Below are 18,969 nucleotides of genomic sequence, written 5' to 3'. Positions count from 1 at the left end.
CCATGCCGTCCCCATTGATTGATGTCTGGGACGCGGCGACGTTCGACGCCGAGCTCAACGCACGCCTCGAAGCCAGCAGTGAGCTCCTCCGCAACTATCTCGCTCGAGACCATGCGATCTTCCTTTCGCACGACCTGGGCAGAGGGCCGGGACGGTCGACGCTTAGGCCCGACAACGAATTCGCGGCTGAGTTTCTCGAGCTGCAGGAGGTGATTGGCCGCTCGATGGAGGCGCGCACCATTCGTGCGTACCACTATACTCGGCTCACCGACGAAGAGATTGCGCTGCTCACACGCGATGGCCTCCATCTGTCCACCCCTGCCAGCTTACGCGAGCGTCTCGATGCGCTCGTCGCGTCAGGTCACTTGCCCCATGATGTTGCGAACCTGCTCTACGCGGCGAGTCCTTTCCATAGCGATCAGCTAGAATCCCGCTCGGGCAAGTTCTGGATGACCTCACATCCCCAGGCCATCGACGACGGTGGAGTCATTTCGCTTCTCGATCGCTGGGGTGGTGAGGTCGCGTCCATGTGGGTTGACAACGAGGAGCTGGCGACGCGGCTCCGCTCTCTCGGCACACCCCACGTCTTGGAAATTGCAGTCCCGATGAGCTCGACCAGGCACAGCTATCACGCCGGTCGCGCAGTCGTCGCAAGCTTCGCTCGCGCCCATGGGTCCATACCGGAGAAGCTCGCCTTCGATCTCTATGTAGACCGGCCGCTTCCGGCGGAGGCGATCCTGGCGGCCCATTCCGAGGGAAGCGTTCCATTCGCGACCATGGGGCGCGGCTACCCAGCCCGGTTCGTCGACGTCGCGATCGGCCGATGGAAGGAACTTACGGGCGAGGATGACTAGATCGATCGCACTGGCGCAATCGCGTCAGGCCTGGAATCTGCGGCTGGGGAGCTGATGAGAACATGACAATCACGAGTGCCTTCACCGCGAGCGGACTCCTGCCGTCCGACCCGCTCTGCAGTACGTTCATCAGCATGGCTCGGAAGATATGGAATGACCTCGGTGCTGCGCGCGCACTGGGAATCAGCCGAGGCGAAGAGACCGTCACCGACAACTTCCTGCTCGATGTGCAAATGGCTCACCCCGCGGACGTAGCCACCTTCCAGTTCAACAAGCCCGAGGAAGCGATCACTGGGGCCGACTGGGAGTGGTGGCTAACAGACGGGCGCCGCTGGGCAGGCCTGCTCATTCAGGCGAAGATCCTGAAGCCGAAGGCGAACCTCTATTCCTCGATCAAACACAAAGTCCGCGGTCGGCCGCAGATCGACATTTTGTTGGAACAGGCCGGTCTCAAGGGAATTCCCGCGCTCTACTTCCTCTACAACCATACGCAGCTCACATTCCCGAAGCTGAGCTGGAACTGCGGTTCTACGTCGCCTGACATTGAGCAATTGGGCTGCACAGTCGCTTATGCAGCGGCGGTGAAGCCGCTCGTGAAACAGGGTGGCGTCGGCATCACAACGCTTGGTCCTGTCTCTGTTCCGTTGCGATGTCTCGTCTGCTGCCGCGTTCATGCCGAGCCGCCCGATGACTCCTCACTGCCTAGTCGAGTGAATGGCATCGTGCAGGTCCTGGCGTCGCGCGCAGGCGACGACGCGATCAGGGTTGATGCCCCACGATTGCGTACAGACCCACCAAGCTATGTCCGAGAACTGATCGCCGCCCCGATCGACCAACGACAACACGTGATCGAACGAGTGCGCTCGGAAGTGGGGCCGATCGGGTCTCTGGTCGTCATCAAGGACCGTTCCTAGGCGGAGATAGGCCCCGCTTATCCCACCTGCTGGACCTGTAGCGTTCCGGCCCGGAGCGGCTTGATCAAAGACTTGGCCGACACCGACGGGTCGAGCCAGTCGGCCCAACTATCCCGTTCGAGAACGACGATCTGCCGGTCATGGTATGGCACGATGTCGGGGCCAGGCTCCATGGTCAACATGGTGAAGGCCTCGCCCACGTCCTTGGTCTCGCGCCAGATGCCGGCGATGCAGAAGATCGGCTCGTCGCTCTTGGTGAAGAGCCACTTGTCCTTTCTCTTCTTTCCCTTCTCGGTCGGATCAGTGAATTCGTAGAACCCATCCGCGACGATCAGACAGCGGTTCGAGGCGAACTCGCGCCCCTCTGATCGGAAATTGTAGACCGGCCGCTTGTTCTGGCCCGGCCAGCTCCATCGCCGCTGGACCATATCGCCTTCGCCTCGGAGACCCTCGATCGTGCGGATAATCGGGGCGACGTCAGTGATCTTGATGTCCTCACGCGCCGGGATGTTCGGCGCGCCTTCGCCGAACCGGATCTTGATCTTGAGATCTGCAAAATCTTCGACGATCGAGGCGACATCCACCATCAAGCGATAGTCGTTACACATCCGTCCTTCGTCCCCATCGTCGTTGCGCCGCGATGATGTTCCTATTATGTTCGCCTGACCATGAGCGCGAAGGCTTTCGATTCTGACGCATCGCTCGACGAACGCCGTATCATCATAAGGCGCTGCGGTGGCGATGTTGAGATGGTGGAACTGCCTTGGGGGCTTCAGCCTAGAGAGCCGGGCGGACGGCCATTCACGGTCGTGCGTGCCGAGGGCCGAACCTTCCCCAGCCATCGCTGTCTCGTTCCGGCCTCCGAGTTTCGGCATCGCAGCCACGGCAAGAACTACAGCTTCTCCCTCGCCAGCGGAGACTGGTTTTACTTCGCGGGCATCTGGCGGCCGGCGACGCGCGACTGGCCTGAAGCCTACGCGATCCTGACTATCGAATCGAACGTAGATCTCGCTCCCTACCACGATCGCCAGATGGCCGTGGTTCGCCGCGAACAGCGCATGGTCTGGCTCGATCGGACATGCCGTGAGGGCGAGCTTCTCCGACCGCTGGCTGCAGGGACCTTCAAGGTCACACGAGCGCGCACTGAGCCGCGACAAGCGGAGCTTGCTGTCTGAAATCCCGACTTACGTTTGTGTATATTTACACATTTGCGGGGGGGGGGAAGCCTCCCCCTGCGGCCGAGCCAAGAGTTGCCGATCCCTTCTGCGGGGAGAGGCCAATCCGAAGGCTGGAAATTCCATGAACGGTTGAGCAAGCCTGACGGCGGGTGCAGGCTGGGAATAAGTGGGCGCCAGACGGGCGGTGATGAGCAGGCGCATTGCACGCCCGTCAGCCCGTGCCGGTGAGCGACATCTCCGGAGATGCGATGGCAGGTCCCCGCGAGAGCCTGACCGGCTCGGCGTACAGCGGTAACACACCTTCAACGCCCTGCGCGTGTCGTCGAAGCAGCCTCGACGCCTCCTCACGGGCTACAGCCGGGGAGAATGCAAAACCTTGCCCCAACCGACAGCCCATCGTCCAAAGCTGGCTGGCCTGAACCTCGGCCTCGATACCCTCTGCAGTCACACGAATATCCAGCTTGCGCGCGATATCGATCAGGCCTTGCACGATCACCATGCTGGGATCGTCCGGCCACAGCCGCGTGACAAATGAACGATCGATCTTGATGATATCGATGGGGATATTGAGCAGATGTGTCAGCGACGCGTAGCCCGTCCCGAAATCGTCTAGCGCAACGCGAACGCCACTTGCGCGCAGGGCGGCAATCTCGCGCTCGACGACTTTATCGCGTCTGCCGATGCAGACGGTCTCGTTGACCTCGATAATGAGGTGGTCGAGCGAGACGCGAGCACGTCCGAAGGTGTCGTCAAGCTTGCGCCGCAGATCACCCGTATAGAAATCGGCCGTCGAAATGTTCACGCTTACATGCTGAAACGGGATGCCGTCATCAAGCCAACGCCGGACGTCCGCCGCCGCGATCGCCAACATGCGTTCCGTGAGCTCGGATGCGACTTGCGCGTCCGAAGTTGCATCCTGGAAGGTCTTCGCAGGCATGACCTGACCTGAGGTCGTTGTCAGCCGGCACAATGCTTCGAAGCCGATAATTTCGCCTGTGTCCAGGCGAACGATCGGTTGGTAATGGGCGTCGATCCGCTGATCATCCAGTGCTTCCGAGACGTTGCGGATCGAGTCGCGACGGTGGGTGATGCGCGTTCCTATTCCCGGCCAGTAACGGACAAAGCCGCCGCGGCCGGTTTCCTTGGCGTGGTAGAGCGCGAAGTCTGCGTTCTGGTTGACCGTCTTGGCGTCGAGGTCACTCGTCTCGAACACGGCCCCACCGATCGTCCCGCCTGGAACGACGGCGTGGCCCTCGCAGTCCGCCGCGACGTCAAGCGCCTCGAAAATCTTCGCGGCGGCGGCGTCCAGGTTCCTGAGCGCTTCCGCGCTTTGAATGATGACCCCGAATTCGTCCCCGCCAAGGCGAAAGGTCGCGTCAGGCGCCATAGCCTTGGCGATCCGGGAACTGGCGGTCCGGATCAACGCATCGCCCGCCTGGTGGCCGAAGGTGTCGTTAACGGCCTTCAGATTGTCGAGGTCAATCACGAACAGAGCCCAGGATCCGGGCTGTTCGCACGGCACCTTCGCCAAGGCCGCGTTGAACGCAGCGCGGTTTGGCAAACCGGTCAGCGCGTCAACATAGGCGCGCCGCTCCCTGTCGACCACGCGTTCGTGTCGGCGCAATGCCAGCTCGCAGAGCTCGACGCATGCCGCGATCGTCTGCTGCTCGCGCTTCCGTGGGCCGCGCTGTTGTCGATAATACAAGGCGACCACGCCGATCGGCGCACCATCTTCGCCGGTGACCGGCGACGACCAACAGGCCTTGAGACCAAGCGCGAGCGCCTGATCCTTGTATTTGGACCACTTCGGATCGCGCTCGATGTTTGTAACAGTGACTGGAGTGCGGAGATAAGCAGCCGTTCCACACGAGCCGACGTCGGGACCTATCATCACCCCGACGATCGTCTCGAGGAAAGTCTCAGGCAGACTTGGCGCGGCTAATGGGTGGAGCAGGCCCGCAGCGTCGACGCTCATCACGGTGACGACGGTGCCAGGCAACATGTTCTCGAAGGACGTGCAAAGATCGCGCGCTGTCTCCTCGACCGGTGCGCCATATGCGATCGATCGCAAAATTCTGTTCTGAGTTGACAGCAAAGCTAGAACCACGCGAGGCAGGCAATCGTAGTGTGTCTAAAATAGTCGTCCGCGGTAAATTGAGCGTTCGCACAGATGATAAAAAGCAAATTAACTCTGTAAATTCCGACAAGGATGAGGGGGAATGCCTTCCCCTGCGGCCGAGTCAAGTGTCTCGGCCGACCCCTTCTGCGGGGAGACCCCGCAACGCCCCCTTAGAGTGAGAGTGCGGACCGGCTTTGCCGTGACGGGTTAAGGGCTGGGAGAGAGGCTTCCGGCGCCCGTCGCGGAGATCCGCGATGTCCAGAAAGACCGCAACCGCTCGCGCCGGCCAGAACCGGACGAGCCTCTATGACGAAATCACCGACAAGATCATCGCCGAGCTGGAAGCAGGCCGTATTCCCTGGGTTCAGCCGTGGGGAACGGCGGCGGCGAAAGCGCCGCTCGCCATGCCGAGAAACGCCGCCACCGGCCGTCACTATTCAGGGATCAATGTTCTGATTCTCTGGGGCGCCGTCATCGAGCACGGCTTTCCCGGCCAGAGCTGGCTCACTTTCCGCCAGGCGCTCGGGCTCGGCGGCAATGTCCGCAAGGGCGAGCGCGGCACGACCGTCGTCTACGCCGATCGCTTCGTGCCGGACGACGAAAAGCGTCGCGCCCGTGAGACCGGCGAGGACGCCCAGGCGATCCCGTTCCTGAAGCGCTTCACCGTCTTCAACGCGGCGCAGTGCGAGAACCTGCCCGAGGACATCGCGATCGTCGCACCACCGCCGGCGCCTGGCCTGATCGAGCCCAAGGTTGAGGCCCTGATCCACGCGACAAGCATCGACTTTCGCATCGGCGGCAACCGCGCCTACTACGTACCGGCGCTCGACTATGTGCAGGTCCCGCCGCCCCAGGCCTATTTCGAGCCGATCAACTGGCACCGCACGGCGCTCCACGAGCTCGGTCACGCCACCGGCCATCCGTCCCGTCTCGGCCGCGACCTGACTGGCAGCTTCGGCACCAAGAAGTACGCGTTCGAAGAGCTGGTCGCCGAAATGAACGCCGCCTTCTGCTGTGCCTCGCTCGGTATCGCGCCGACCGTCAGGCATGCGGACTATATCGGCTCCTGGCTCGAGGTGCTGCGCGAGGACAATCGCGCCGTCGTTCGCGCCGCCAGCCAGGCGAGCAAGGCGGCGGACTGGCTCCTGGGCTTCGCCCCGGCCGACGACGCCGAACTCTCGGTCGAACCCGCGATCGACAGGAGGGCGGCATGATCCTCCTCACGCGCGAGCTGCGCGAGCGCCTGCTCGCCAACGGCCGCGAACGCGACGCCGACCACATCCCCGTGGTCAAGTTCTTCAACCCGCTCGGCGAGGGCGTCTGGCTCGCCACCGAACTCGACGAGGATGGAGACACCTTGTTCGGCCTGGCTGATCTCGGCGAGCCGGAGCTGGGCTCGTTCAGCCTCGCCGAAATGACCGCGGTCCGGCTGCCGTTCGGCCTCGGCATCGAGCGCGACATTCTGTTCGAGGGCCTTTACCCGGTCTCGGTCTGGGCCGACGCGGCGCATCGAACCGGCAGCATCCGGGAGGCGGAGCGCGTGCTTCATGCGCTCCATCGCGCCAAGCGGCGGGACGCGTAATGCGCTTCGGTCGCTGGCGACGACCGACCGCCTATCGGGGCACGCCGCGCAAATGCGCGGCGTGCCCCCGCATGCAGCGCCTCGAGCGGGAAGCGCTGCGGCCCTCGGGAACCCCGATCGCCGCCAAGCAGCACAGCGTCGACCAGGAGATGGCCGGCCGCTGGAGGACGTCGGGCGGCTCACCCATCACCGGCCGAATTGTCGCATGCACCATTTCCAGGCTTGCCGGTATGGAAAATATATACCATACCCAAGCGTCTGCTAATTGGAGGACCCAGTGGAATATTTCGTGAGTGCCGTGCTGACCCACCCCCACTTCGCCATCGCCGCGAAGGTGGTCCTGACGTCTCTTTTCTGGATCGCGGGTCTCTTCGGGGTATTCAAGTTTGACGTGATTGTGCAGGAAATGGTCGACGTTAAGTTGCCCGCGCCGCGGCTCTTTGCGGTCGCCACGATCGCCTGCCAGTTGATCGGGTCTGCGCTGATCATCACGAATTTTGCTGGCCTTGGATGGCTAGGAGCTGGCGCCCTGGCGGTGTTTACGCTGCTCACGATTCCCTACGGTCACGCGTTTTGGCAGTTCGAAGGTCCTAAAAGGATGCACGAGTTTCAGATCGCCCTTGAGCACATCACTGTGGTCGGAGGCTTGGCCATCGCAGCGATCCTCTCGGTGAACTCGTAGAGATCGCGCTCGGGACGGAGCGATTGAATGGTTGGCGAAAAGCGCCCACGAGGTCGGCCGAAGGATGATGCGAAGAGGACTGCCGTGCTGGAAGCCGCGCGCACCCTCTTCCTGTCGAAGGGGCCCGACGTCACGCTGGACGAGGTGGCAGCAACCGCAGGCGTCGCAAAGGTCACCCTCTACGCGAATTTCACCGATAAGGACGGATTAATCGAGGAAGTCATCCGGCGAGAATCAAACGCCACGATCCTGGATGATGAATTCCCCGCTTTCAAAGAGGCGGAGATATCAGACGCGTTACTCGATTTCGGATTGCGCTATGTAAAATTCATCAATAGCCGCGACCTGCTCGGATGGGATCGGCTTATCGCTTCGCTCTCCGGCCGCGCGGACGTGGCAAAGCGATTCTTTGATATGGGCCCCGGTCGGGCTCAACGGCTTCTCACGGAACTTATCGCACACGCCGCCAAGCGCGGTGAGTTGAATGTTGCGGACGCGGATCGGGCTGCCGATGAACTCACGGGTCTTTGGCTCGGCTTCGTGAATCTGGAGATCAAGTTGGGCGTGCGGGCTCCGCTGACGATCGAAGAAATCGAACAGCGTGTCGTGCGAGGCGTCTCCATCTTCCTCGCGATCTACGAGACTGAGCGCCAACGCGATTGAGCTAGCGGCGATGCACTGAGATTTTGACAGGTCGAATGCGGCCTTGCGCATTGCCATATCCGTAAATCCGTAAATACGTGCACGCGCCTTTACGCATCTGCGCTTACGTCCGCGCGGGCTAGCACGAGACGCTGTCCTCCATGATCCCAGCCCAAAGGGCGAGAATTGTGGCTTCCAAGTCGTCTTCCTCTCCGACGACGACGCTGAAGACCCCAAGGAGGCCGGCGAACTCCTTGACGTCGAGGTGACCGCGCGCCTGGAGCGCCGTGACCAACACCGTCGGCGCCTTGCCGTTAGCAAACACCAGCGCGCGCTCGACCGGCGACAAGCGCGACGTCTGCGCATCGCTTCCAACTGCGGTGTCCATTGATTCCTCCGATCGCCCCGGGCGCCCGGACGATCCGACACGCACGAACATCCCGCAGCGCTCCTCGCGTCACTCGCCGCGCTGCCAAGCGCGACTATTATAGTCGCCCTCAATCAATTCCATAGAAATTGCGTACGACCCGATCCGGATCGGTGCAGTCCTGCGCCTGGCGGCGCCGGAAGAAGAGAGTGAGAGGGAGGACGGGGTTTCCGTGACGGGTTGGAGGTCGAGAGAGAGGCTCTCGGCCGCCCGTCGCGGAGTAATCCCGATGGCTACTGCAGTTCAGAAGATCACCTTGTCGTCCTCGCGCGACATTCCCTTCAACAAGCTGGTCCTGAGCCAGTCCAATATCCGCCGCGTGAAAGCCGGCGTCTCCGTCGAGGACCTGGCGGCCTCGATCGCCCGCCGCGGCCTCATCCAGAGCCTGAGTGTCCTGCCCGTCGTCGATGGCGAAGGGAACGAGACCGGAATGTTCGAGGTGCCGGCTGGCGGTCGCCGCTATCGCGCCCTCGAAATGCTGGTGAAGCAGAAACGCCTCGCGAAGACCGCCCCGGTCCCGTGCGTCCTGCGCAAGCGTGACGACAATATCCTGCCCGAGGAAGTGTCGCTGGTCGAAAACACCGACCGCGCGCCGCTCCATCCTCTCGACCAATTCCGCGCCTTTCAGGACCTGCGGAGCAAGGGCAAGACCGAGGAGGAGATCGCCGCGGCACTCTTCGTCTCGGTGCAGGTCGTCAAGCAGCGCCTGCGTCTCGTAGCGGCTTCGCCCGCTTTGCTCGACGTTTATGCCGAGGACGGCATGACGCTGGATCAGCTCATGGCGTTCACGGTGTGCGACAACCACGCTCGCCAGGAGCAGGTCTGGGACGCGATCAAGGACTCCTGGTCGAAGGAGCCGTACCAGATCCGGCGCATGCTCACCGAGACCACGGTACGCGCCTCCGACAAGCGCGCTGTCTTCGTCGGCGTCGAAGCCTACGAGGCCGCCGGCGGCGCGATCATGCGCGACCTGTTCCAGTCCGACGATGGCGGCTGGCTTCAGGACGCGGCGCTGCTCGATCGCCTGGTCGCAGACAAGCTGAAGAGCACGGCTGAGGAAATCGCGGCCGAAGGCTGGAAGTGGATCGAAGTCGCGGTCAGCTTCCCCTACGACACGACCCGCGGACTGCGCGAGCTGCAGGGCGTGCCGCTCGACCTTACGCCTGAGGAACAGGCGACAATCGACGCGCTCAACGCCGAGTATCAGAAGCTCGAGGCCGAATATGAGGGCGCTGACGAATTGCCGGACGAAGTCGATCAGCGGCTCGGCGAGATCGAGACGGCGCTGTCGGCCTTCGAGGCTCGGCCTGTGCGCTTTGAGGCCGAGGACATCGCGCGCGCGGGCGCTTTCATCAGCATCGCCCATGACGGACGGCTCGAAATCGATCGGGGCTATGTCCGCCCCGAGGACGAGGCGCCGGTTGGCACTGAAGGCAACGACAACGACGAAGCCGACGGTCAGACCGGTGATCCGGACGGGACGAATGTCCAGCGCGCCGTCATCACCATCGGCGGTCAGCCGGCCGAACCGGAGGATGACGAGGACGACGGGATCAAACCGCTGCCTGATCGACTCGTCACCGAGCTCACCGCCGAGCGGACCCTCGCGCTGCGCGATAAGCTCGCCAACGATCCTTCAACGGCCTTCGTCGCGGTGCTCTACAAGTTCTGCCTCGACGTCTTCTCTCGATACAGCGCGCATGGCACCGCAATGGAGCTCTATGTCCGCGGCACCGTGTTTTCCGCACAGGCTCCGAGCTTGAAGGACACGCCGTATGCGCGGGGCATCGAGGCGCGCCACAAGGCTTGGGAGGAGCGACTTCCGCAGGATCAGGTAGACCTATGGGGTGCGCTCGTTGCGCTGGAGGGGCACGAACAAGCCGCTCTCTTTGCGCATTGTGCGTCGTTCGGCGTCAACGCGCTTTACGAGAAGCCGAACCCATATGGCGGTCACGGTGTCTCGCAGCACGGCCTCGAGCAGCGGCTCGGCCAGGCCGATCGTCTGGCGCGCGCAACCGGGCTCGACATGGTCGGGGCGGGCTGGCGTCCGACGGTCGACAACTATCTCGGCCGCGTCACCAAGACCCGCATCCTTCAGGCCGTGCGCGAAGGCGCGGGCGAACAGGCCGCGCAGTTCATCGATCACCTCAAGAAGGGCGACATGGCCAAGGAAGCCGAGCGGCTGCTGGCTGACACCGGCTGGCTGCCCGAACCGCTGCGCCTGGTCGACGATGCCGATCTGCCCACGGCGGATGCCGAAGCCGGAGGCGAGGACGAAGGCGCGGCGCTGCCCGCGTTCCTCGCCGGCGACGACGAGGAGGAGGAGATCGCAGCCGATGTCGAAGACGAGGAACGCCACCTCGTTGCGGCGGAATGACCACACTCGCGTAGCGGCTTCGGCCGCTCCGCCCATTCCTCAAATCGAAGGGCCATCGAGATGGCGCGATCCACTACGACGCCCCGCCGCGTCGTCTTCCAGTACCTCGTTCCCGTTCATGTCGAGGTGGAAGACGGCATGGTCGGCCGCGTGACCGTCATCGACGAGACGCCGGTGCGCGATCCCGTCGTCGTCGAAGGCGATCCCGCCTACCTCGACGATGCCGTCCGCGCCGCAGATGACGGCCAACCCTGGCCGTCCTGGCAGTTCGGCTACTAGCCGCCCATCACCCGATCCCTATCCCGAGCCCGGCCGCAGCGCCGGGCTCTTTTCGTTTCAGGAGCCTGACATGGCCAACTATTTCACTCACTTCTCATGCCTGCTCGATGTCGGCACGCCCGACAACGCCGCCCGAGCTCTCGACCTTTATAATGAGCTATCCGCCGAAGGCGCCTCGGAAGAGCCTCCTTCGGACGGCTTCCTGCTCTCGATCCAACCCGAGCATGGCGGCACGCAACTCTGGCTGCGGGATGACACGACCGGCGATCCCGAACGCCTGATCGCGTTCGTCAAGCGCTGCGCCGTCGAGTTCAGCCTCAAAGGGCGCTGGGGCTTTCAATATGCCAATACCTGCACGCGACCGAGGATCGACGGCTTCGGTGGCGGCGCGCATGTGCTGGATCTCGCAACGGGCGAGACCATCGCATGGGCCTACACGGACGGTTGGCTCGCCGAGCATCTCGACGCGGGAGATTCGCGATGAGCATCCCTGATCATGCCCGCACCAACTTCCAGACGCTGCTACGTGCCGCCGAGAGCGGTGACCTGGCGCTGATGGAGTGCACCGACATTGCCACTGGCGAGCCTCGCTATGTCATCTGCGCTGTCGGGCGCGATAGCGGTGAATTCGTCTTCACGCCGTTCGGCCATCTTGCCGACGGCAATCCGTTCGAGCTCTACGGCCCACCGGAAGGGCGCGGACAACGCCCCGTCGCCTCTACCAGACCGCCACCTCCCATTGGCCGTTGACGCGCGCGAAGCCGATCGGCCGGTTCTGCGGCGTCGCATTCGGCTTGGTCGAATCCATCAAAAGCTGCGTCATGCACGTCACACCGGGGCCGACGCCGCCGGGCGAGCAGTCACCAAGCTTCAGCGTGGCGTTCGCGAGCGACGTGCCCGTGAACAGGCGGTGACGCCGGACGGCTGCGGTGGCTTCTTCCTCGGTCGGTTGGGCGACGCCGGCGGCGACGGCCGGAGATGCGGCGACCGGTACGATCACAGGTCGGAGGACGAACCCCGAACCGAATCCGACCGCCAAACACACGGCACCAATGATGCCGACCGCGCTGCCTTTCATATCGCCTCCCTTGATCCTCGTCGGGGCGCGACGGACTCGGATGGAGCGAACCGCCGCGGCTTGTCTTCCTGCGCGAGCTTAGCGTCCCATCTTCACCGCCGGAAGACCGAACGACTTGGCGTGGGCTCGGCGAGTCAGAGTGAGAGGTTGGCCGGGACGGGTTTGAGCCCGTCCGGTCGAGAGAGAGCGCCGGTCCGGCTCGTCCGTGTCCCGCTCTCCGAGGAATCCCTCTATGCTCCATGCTCCGATCTCGGCCGTCGCTTCGGCGGCCTCGCTTCCGCTCGCGCCTCGGACGCCGCCCGCCACGGCCATCCTGGCCGCCGCCGAAAATCTTCTGTCCCACCTCGAGCAAGGCCATCAGGTCGATGCCGCCATGCTGCGCGCGGCCATGGAAACCGCCTTCGGTGCGTCCGACGCCTCCGGCGCCTGGGACTGGAAGACGGCCTACGACGCATGCGAGGCCGCGACCGTCCTGTTTCTGCGGAAATACGGAAAAGCGCTTTTCCGTAAGTCCGCGTCGCCGGCTTCACGCCTTTCCGCCTTGGCCAAGATCACCGCGCTTCTCCCAACCCATACTCGCCGTTCCGAGGAGACCCAGGCCTTCCAGCAGTTCTCGACGCCGGTCCCGCTCGGGCTCGCTGCGCTGACGGCGGCGTCATTGACCCCGGCCGACCGGGTGCTCGAGCCATCGGCCGGCACCGGCCTCATGGCGATCCTGGCCGAGATCTCCGGCACGACCCTCATTCTCAACGAACTGGCAGAGGCGCGCGCCGATCTTCTCTCCTCTCTCTTTCCGGCCGTTCCGCTCACGCGCTTCGACGCGGCACAGATCGACGATCATCTCGACCGCTCCGCTACCCCGAGCGTCGTCATCATGAATCCGCCATTCTCGGTGATGGCGAACGTCACCGGGCGGATGGCCGACGCCGCCTATCGCCATGTCGCCTCGGCGTTGGCTCGCCTTGCTGATGGCGGGCGGCTGGTTGCGATCACCGGTGCGAGCTTCTCGCCCGAGCTGCCGGCCTGGCGCGATGCCTTCGCACGGCTGCAGGCGCGTGGACGCGTCGTGTTCACCGCGGCGATCGCTGGCTCTGTCTATGCCAAGCATGGCACGACCATCGAAACGCGATTGACGGTCATCGACAAGGCGCCGGCCGAGGATCCAGGCCGCTTTCCGCATTCCGCCGGCGTAGCGCCGGATGTCGTCACCCTGCTCGAATGGATCGATCAGCAGCTTCCACCTCGCATGCCGGTCTCGATCCAGAGTTCGATCCCTGCAACGGCGGCCACGCCTCGCACCGTGCGAGGCTATCTCGCCCGAGCAGCCACAACTCAGCCCGCCCGTCGCATCGCCCAGCTCGTTGGCGAAAAGCTTGCCTACGAAACGATCGACTGGACGCCGCCCGAGGGCGGCCGCTTGTCGGACTCGATCTACGAGTCGTATGCGCTCCAGTCGATCCGCATCGCGGGCGCGAAACCGCATCCGACCAAGCTGGTGCAGTCCGCGGCCATGGCGTCGATCGCGCCGCCGAAGCCGAGCTATCGGCCGACGCTGCCGGCCGAGATCGTCACCGACGGCATCCTTTCCGACGCCCAGCTCGAGACGGTGATCTATGCCGGCGAGGCGCACAGCGAATATCTCGCCGGGGCCTGGACCGTGGACGAGACGTGCGATCTCCTCACCGCCGCGCCGGAAGACGCCGCAAACGCGATCCGGTTCCGTCGGGGCTTCATGCTCGGCGACGGCACCGGCGCCGGCAAGGGCCGCCAGTCGGCCGGGATTATCCTCGACAACTGGCTCCAGGGACGACGCAAAGCCGTCTGGATCTCGAAGTCCGACAAGTTGCTCGAAGACGCACGGCGCGACTGGTCGGCGCTCGGCATGGAGCGTCTGCTAGTCACACCGCTGTCGCGTTTCCCGCAGGGCACGACCATTCGGCTCGCGGAGGGCGTCCTTTTCACCACCTATGCCACGCTACGGTCCGACGACCGCGGCGAGAAGCTTTCGCGCGTCAAGCAGATCGTCGAATGGTTGGGCTCCGACTTCGACGGAGTGATCATTTTCGACGAGTCCCATGCGATGCAGAACGCGGGTGGCGGCAAGGGAGAACGGGGAGACCTGGCTCCGTCGCAGCAAGGTCGCGCGGGGCTTCGGCTTCAGCACGCACTGCCCAATGCCCGCGTGGTCTATGTCTCCGCGACCGGCGCGACGACGGTCCATAATCTCGCCTATGCCCAGCGGCTCGGCCTGTGGGGCGGCGAGGACTTTCCCTTCGCCAACCGCGCCGAATTTATCGAGGCGGTCGAAAATGGCGGCGTCGCGGCGATGGAAGTGCTGGCTCGCGATCTTCGTGCGCTTGGCCTCTACACGGCCCGATCGCTCTCCTATGACGGCGTCGAGTATGAGCTGGTCGAGCACCAGCTCACGGCCGAGCAGACACGCATCTACGATGCCTATGCGGGCGCCTTCGCCATCATCCACAACCATCTCGACGCTGCGATGCAGGCCGCCAACATTACCGGCGAGAGCGGCACGCTGAATCGGCAGGCCAAGTCGGCCGCCCGGTCGGCATTCGAGAGCGCGAAGCAGCGCTTCTTCGGTCATCTCTTGACCAGCATGAAGACGCCGACCCTGGTCCGCTCGATCGAGCAGGACCTGGCCGACGGCCATTCCGCCGTCATCCAGATCGTCTCGACCGGCGAAGCTCTGATGGAGCGCCGTCTGGCCGAGATCCCCACCGAGGAATGGAACGATGTGCGCGTCGACATCACGCCGCGCGAATACGTCCTCGACTATCTCGCCCATTCCTTCCCGGTCCAGCTCTACGAGCCATTCTCGGACAGCGAAGGCAATCTCTCCTCGCGTCCGGTCTATCGCGATGGACAGCCCGTCGAGAGCCGTGAGGCCGTCGCGCGCCGGGACGAGCTGATCGAACGTCTCGCTTCGCTCCCGCCGGTCCCCGGCGCGCTCGACCAGATCGTCCAGCGGTTCAGCACCGACATCGTGGCCGAGGTGACCGGAAGATCGCGGCGCGTGGTGCGCAAGGGCGAACGCCTTGTCGTCGAGAACCGCGCCGCCTCCGCCAATCTCGCCGAGGCGGCGTCTTTCATGGACGACGACAAGCGCGTTTTGATCTTCTCCGACGCCGGCGGCACCGGCCGCAGCTATCACGCGGACCTCGCGGCCAAGAACCAGCGCTTGCGTATCCACTATCTGCTGGAGCCCGGATGGAGGGCTGACGCAGCAATCCAGGGTCTAGGGCGCACCAACCGGACCAATCAGGCCCAGCCGCCGCTCTTCCGGCCGATCGCCACCGACGTCAAAGCCGAGAAGCGCTTCCTTTCGACGATCGCGCGCCGGCTCGACACGCTCGGCGCCATTACACGCGGCCAACGCCAGACCGGCGGCCAGGGCCTCTTTCGGCCCGAGGACAATCTCGAATCGCACTATGCCCGCGACGCGCTGCGCCAGCTCTACCTCTTGCTCGTCCGCGGCAAGGTCGAAGGATGCTCGCTTGAGCGCTTCGAGTCTGCGACCGGCCTGAAGCTGATGGACGACAATGGCATCAAGGACGAGCTGCCGCCGATCACCACCTTCCTCAATCGCCTGCTGGCGCTGACGATCGAGCTGCAGGGTGTGCTGTTCACAGCGTTCGAGCACCTTCTCACCGCCAAGATCGAGGGCGCGATCCGAAGCGGCGTCTATGACGTCGGGCTTGAGACCCTGCAGGCGGAAAGCTTCGTCGTCACCGACAGCCAGGTGATCCATACCCATCCGGGGACCGGCGCGGAGACGCGGTTGCTCACCATCACGCGCCGCGAGCGCAACCGCCCGACCATGTTAGCGGCGGCGCTCGACTATGGTTCGGATCCGCGCGCGCGGCTGCTGGTCAACGGACGCTCGGGCCGCGCCGCCGTACAGATGCCGGCGCCGTCGATGATGCTCGACGACGGCGAGATCGAGCGCCGCGTCTGCCTGATCCGCCCGATGGAGCAGCATTATGCGCCGCTGCGCATGATGGACGAGAGCCATTGGGAGGAAGCCGATCACGGCCGCTTCGTCGCCGCGTGGAACGCCGAGCTCAGCGAAATCCCGGAATTCTCCGACAGCACCATCCACGTCGTGGCGGGCCTGCTGCTGCCGATCTGGAAACGACTGCCGGAGGAGTCGACGCGCGTCTATCGCCTCCAGACGGATGCCGGCGAGCGTATCATCGGTCGCCGCGTCTCTCCGGCATGGGCCGCCAACGCGGCATCGCAAGACGCGAGCGCCTTGGCGCCCGAACACGCGTTCACCTCTCTGATGAACGGCACGACAATCCTCGACCTCGCCGAAGGTCTCCAGCTTCGTCGCGCCCGCGTCATGAGCGCCTATCGCCTGGAGCTGACCGGCTTCACGGAGGCGATGCGCGACCGGTTGCGGGCCTACGGCCTCTTCAGCGAGATCATCTCGTGGAAGCTGCGCTTCTTCGTCCCCGCCGACACCAGCGGCCCCGCGGTGCTCACCAAACTGCTCGACACCTATCCGGTGGCGCGCATCGCCGAACGTGAGGCTGCGTGATGGCACGGCAGGACGCTTCCGATCTCGCGCACCGTCTCGGCCGGCAGGCTGAGACGGTGTGCCGTCACTACCTCTCGAGCGGTCGCCGCGAGGGCCGCTACTGGCTGGTGGGCGACGTGCGCAACACGCCCGGCCGCTCCATGTATGTGCGGCTCAAGGACACGCAGAAAGGCCCGGCCGGCAAATGGACCGACGCCGCGACTGGCGAACATGGCGATCTCCTGGATGTCATCCGCGAGAGCTGCGGCCTCGTCGAGTTCAAGGACGTCGCCGATGAGGCACGGACCTTCCTCAGCATGCCGCCGCACGAGCCGATGCCGGCCACCGAGCGTCAACCTCCCGCACCGCATGGTTCGCCCGAGGCCGCCCGGCGCCTCTTCGGCATGTCGCAGCCGATCGTGGGCACACTCGTACAATCGTATCTCCGGGAACGCGGAATTACGGATTTACGCGGAACCGGAAATCTCCGCTTCCACCCGCGCTGCTACTATCGACCCGATGAGCACTCGCCGACCGAGACGTGGCCGGCGATGATCGCCGCCGTCACCGACCTGGGCGGCAAGATCACGGGGGCGCATCGCACCTGGCTCGATCCGCGCCGCCGGGACAAGGCGCCTCTCGACACCCCGCGTAGAGCGATGGGCGATCTTCTCGGCAATGCGGTCCGCTTTGGCGTCGGCAGCGAAGTCATGGCGGCCGGCGAGGGCATTGAAACGGTGCTGTCGGCCCGACAGGTCTTGCCCGACATGCCGATGCTCGCGGCGCTCTCGGCAGCCCATCTCGCCGCCATCCTGTTCCCCGACGCGCTGCGGCGGCTCTATATCCTCCGCGACAACGACCCGGCAGGCGACGGCGCACGTGACAGCCTGGTCGAACGGGCCACCGCCGCGGGGATCGAGGCGATCGTAATCTCGCCCCAGCTCAGCGACTTCAACGAGGATCTGCGCACTCTTGGCCTCGATGCGCTGCGCAGCTTGACGCGGTTGCAGATCGGGCCGCAGGACGTCGAACGCTTCATGGCGTGGGCGGCGTAGCCGGCAGGGAAGGAGGGTGGCGGCGCTGCCGTCATGCTCGTCCGGATGCATCGTTCCGTCGAAGGGGACCGCGCCTCGGCCTTCGAGAGGGCGATCGGCCCACAAGCCGGCCGGCCCGGCAATGGCTGTGACCAGCTATTTTCCGGCGGCCCTTCGGGCCTTTCCATCGCGAAGCAAAATAGCCGGCCTTCGCCATCCTCCGCTGACGCTTCGGCCCTGCGCTGCGCTCCGGGTGCAGGGCCGTCCTGCCCGTGGGCTTCGTCGCCATGAAGGCCGCGACGGTCGCGGTCCTACCGACGGAGCATCCCATGAGCGAGCACGACGACTACGAACCGCACCACGAATCCTCGCCGACCGACCATGTCCTCAACGAACTGCAGCTTCACGGTTATCGGCCCTTCGCCGACGAGCCCGACCAGCGGCTCCTACCAGACGGCAACGCAGTCGCGGGCGCCGTCGCCGACATCTTCGACGCCCTAATCGTGACGCTGGAGGACACGCGCCTCGAACCTGACCTTGACGACCTCCTCTGGTCGACCGTCAACGTGTTCCACCGGGCGGCCGCGCGGATCACGCGCGAGCTCGACGACAACGAGCAAGCGCAGAAGCGCTCGCAGCGGGAGCAGGACGGCAGCGAGGTGAAGTCGGTCGAGCTCGAGCGCTTGGTCGCCGAGGGCAAAACGCTCATCGAACGCCAGAACGCCTTCGAGCTGATGCGCGACCAGGCCGCCGAACACTACGAACGCCAGGTCGGCAAGCCTTGGCTCCCGCGCAGCGGATCGAAGGTCAACCATCGCAATCTGACCTCGGCGATGATCGACAGCCGCGATTTCCTAATGGCGAAGAAGCGCGCCGACCAGGAGGTGCTCGTGCCGCCGGGCCCGAAGATCGTCGTCACCGGCGGGCTCGACTATGACGACCACCGGCTGATCTGGGCCAAGCTCGACCAGGTTTACGAGAAGCATCCCGACATGGTGCTGATCCACGGCAAGTCGCCGAAAGGCGCCGAGAAAATCGCCTCGCTCTGGGCGAAGAACCGCAATATCCCGCAGATCGGCTTCGCGCCCGACTGGACGAAGCACGGCCGGGCAGCACCGTTCAAGCGCAACGACGAGATCCTGGAGATCGTGCCTAAGGGTGTCATGCACTTCCCGGGCACCGGCATTCACGACAATCTCGCCGACAAGGCCAAGAAGCTCGGCATCCCGGTCTGGAAGTTCGGCGGCGCGTGAGCGCCGCCGT

At 64.4% G+C, this 18,969-nt stretch carries 18 protein-coding genes; 14 read left to right on the top strand and 4 right to left on the bottom strand.

From position 1 onward, the window contains the following. Window positions 1-2: 2 nt before the first annotated feature. Complete coding sequence (locus tag V7082_RS07125; protein WP_334147146.1) at window positions 3-854, top strand: hypothetical protein; 852 nt, start codon at window positions 3-5, stop codon at window positions 852-854. Between the two features lie 62 nt (window positions 855-916). Further along, window positions 917-1,768 (top strand): DUF6615 family protein, encoded by an 852-nt coding sequence (locus V7082_RS07120; protein ID WP_334147144.1) that lies wholly within the window; start codon window positions 917-919, stop codon window positions 1,766-1,768. 17 nt (window positions 1,769-1,785) lie between these two features. On the opposite strand, the gene V7082_RS07115 is transcribed toward V7082_RS07120, so the two are convergent. Then, window positions 1,786-2,376, bottom strand: a complete 591-nt coding sequence (locus V7082_RS07115; RefSeq protein WP_334147142.1) for an SOS response-associated peptidase — start codon at window positions 2,374-2,376, stop codon at window positions 1,786-1,788. A gap of 60 nt (window positions 2,377-2,436) precedes the next feature. Here V7082_RS07115 and V7082_RS07110 point away from each other — a divergent pair, with 60 nt between their 5' ends. Beyond that, complete coding sequence (locus tag V7082_RS07110; RefSeq protein WP_334147140.1) at window positions 2,437-2,943, top strand: SOS response-associated peptidase; 507 nt, start codon at window positions 2,437-2,439, stop codon at window positions 2,941-2,943. A 214-nt stretch (window positions 2,944-3,157) separates the two neighbouring features. Here V7082_RS07110 and V7082_RS07105 read toward each other — a convergent pair whose 3' ends face one another. Next, window positions 3,158-5,017, bottom strand: coding sequence for a bifunctional diguanylate cyclase/phosphodiesterase (locus V7082_RS07105; protein WP_334147138.1), 1,860 nt, complete (start codon window positions 5,015-5,017; stop codon window positions 3,158-3,160). Window positions 5,018-5,319: 302 nt separating this feature from the next. Between V7082_RS07105 and V7082_RS07100 the strand changes: the two genes are divergently transcribed. The 4 genes from V7082_RS07100 to V7082_RS07085 all read left to right on the top strand — a co-directional run bounded on the left by V7082_RS07100 (window position 5,320) and on the right by V7082_RS07085 (window position 7,992). Beyond that, entirely contained in the window at window positions 5,320-6,279 is a 960-nt protein-coding gene (locus tag V7082_RS07100; RefSeq protein ID WP_334147136.1) for an ArdC family protein, read from the top strand. After that, window positions 6,276-6,647 carry a DUF2958 domain-containing protein gene (locus tag V7082_RS07095; protein ID WP_334147134.1) on the top strand — a complete coding sequence of 124 codons (372 nt, stop codon included), beginning with the start codon at window positions 6,276-6,278 and terminating at the stop codon, window positions 6,645-6,647. Before V7082_RS07100 ends, V7082_RS07095 begins: the two co-directional genes overlap by 4 nt. A gap of 289 nt (window positions 6,648-6,936) precedes the next feature. Further along, window positions 6,937-7,329: a DoxX family protein gene (locus tag V7082_RS07090; protein WP_334147132.1), complete on the top strand. Its 393-nt coding sequence runs from the start codon at window positions 6,937-6,939 to the stop codon at window positions 7,327-7,329. A 27-nt stretch (window positions 7,330-7,356) separates the two neighbouring features. Next, window positions 7,357-7,992, top strand: coding sequence for a TetR/AcrR family transcriptional regulator (locus V7082_RS07085; protein ID WP_334147130.1), 636 nt, complete (start codon window positions 7,357-7,359; stop codon window positions 7,990-7,992). Between the two features lie 118 nt (window positions 7,993-8,110). Here V7082_RS07085 and V7082_RS07080 read toward each other — a convergent pair whose 3' ends face one another. Then, entirely contained in the window at window positions 8,111-8,359 is a 249-nt protein-coding gene (locus V7082_RS07080) for a hypothetical protein (RefSeq protein WP_334147128.1), read from the bottom strand. 268 nt (window positions 8,360-8,627) lie between these two features. Here V7082_RS07080 and V7082_RS07075 point away from each other — a divergent pair, with 268 nt between their 5' ends. The 4 genes from V7082_RS07075 to V7082_RS07060 all read left to right on the top strand — a co-directional run bounded on the left by V7082_RS07075 (window position 8,628) and on the right by V7082_RS07060 (window position 11,804). After that, window positions 8,628-10,775: a ParB/RepB/Spo0J family partition protein gene (locus tag V7082_RS07075; RefSeq protein WP_334147126.1), complete on the top strand. Its 2,148-nt coding sequence runs from the start codon at window positions 8,628-8,630 to the stop codon at window positions 10,773-10,775. Window positions 10,776-10,835: 60 nt separating this feature from the next. Beyond that, window positions 10,836-11,054, top strand: a complete 219-nt coding sequence (locus V7082_RS07070) for a hypothetical protein (RefSeq protein ID WP_334147124.1) — start codon at window positions 10,836-10,838, stop codon at window positions 11,052-11,054. A 70-nt stretch (window positions 11,055-11,124) separates the two neighbouring features. Then, window positions 11,125-11,538 (top strand): hypothetical protein, encoded by a 414-nt coding sequence (locus tag V7082_RS07065; protein ID WP_334147122.1) that lies wholly within the window; start codon window positions 11,125-11,127, stop codon window positions 11,536-11,538. Then, on the top strand, window positions 11,535-11,804 hold the full coding sequence (locus V7082_RS07060) for a DUF6117 family protein (RefSeq protein ID WP_334147121.1): 270 nt from the start codon (window positions 11,535-11,537) through the stop codon (window positions 11,802-11,804). The genes V7082_RS07065 and V7082_RS07060 overlap by 4 nt, the downstream gene beginning before the upstream one ends. On the opposite strand, the gene V7082_RS07055 is transcribed toward V7082_RS07060, so the two are convergent. Beyond that, window positions 11,773-12,132: a hypothetical protein gene (locus tag V7082_RS07055; protein ID WP_334147119.1), complete on the bottom strand. Its 360-nt coding sequence runs from the start codon at window positions 12,130-12,132 to the stop codon at window positions 11,773-11,775. The genes V7082_RS07060 and V7082_RS07055 overlap by 32 nt on opposite strands. A gap of 232 nt (window positions 12,133-12,364) precedes the next feature. Between V7082_RS07055 and V7082_RS07050 the strand changes: the two genes are divergently transcribed. From V7082_RS07050 to V7082_RS07040, 3 genes are all read left to right on the top strand, one after another. Then, window positions 12,365-16,693, top strand: coding sequence for a strawberry notch family protein (locus V7082_RS07050; RefSeq protein ID WP_334147118.1), 4,329 nt, complete (start codon window positions 12,365-12,367; stop codon window positions 16,691-16,693). Continuing rightward, window positions 16,693-17,727 (top strand): DUF7146 domain-containing protein, encoded by a 1,035-nt coding sequence (locus V7082_RS07045; protein WP_334147117.1) that lies wholly within the window; start codon window positions 16,693-16,695, stop codon window positions 17,725-17,727. The genes V7082_RS07050 and V7082_RS07045 overlap by 1 nt, the downstream gene beginning before the upstream one ends. Window positions 17,728-18,035: 308 nt before the next feature. Then, window positions 18,036-18,959 (top strand): DUF2493 domain-containing protein, encoded by a 924-nt coding sequence (locus V7082_RS07040; protein WP_334147115.1) that lies wholly within the window; start codon window positions 18,036-18,038, stop codon window positions 18,957-18,959. Window positions 18,960-18,969 lie beyond the last annotated feature (10 nt).

Source organism: Hyphomicrobium sp., assembly GCF_036833075.1.
Lineage (GTDB): Bacteria > Pseudomonadota > Alphaproteobacteria > Rhizobiales > Hyphomicrobiaceae > Hyphomicrobium_C.
The sequence above is the reverse complement of the archived record's forward strand: the minus strand, read 5'-3'. Positions and strand labels throughout refer to the sequence as shown.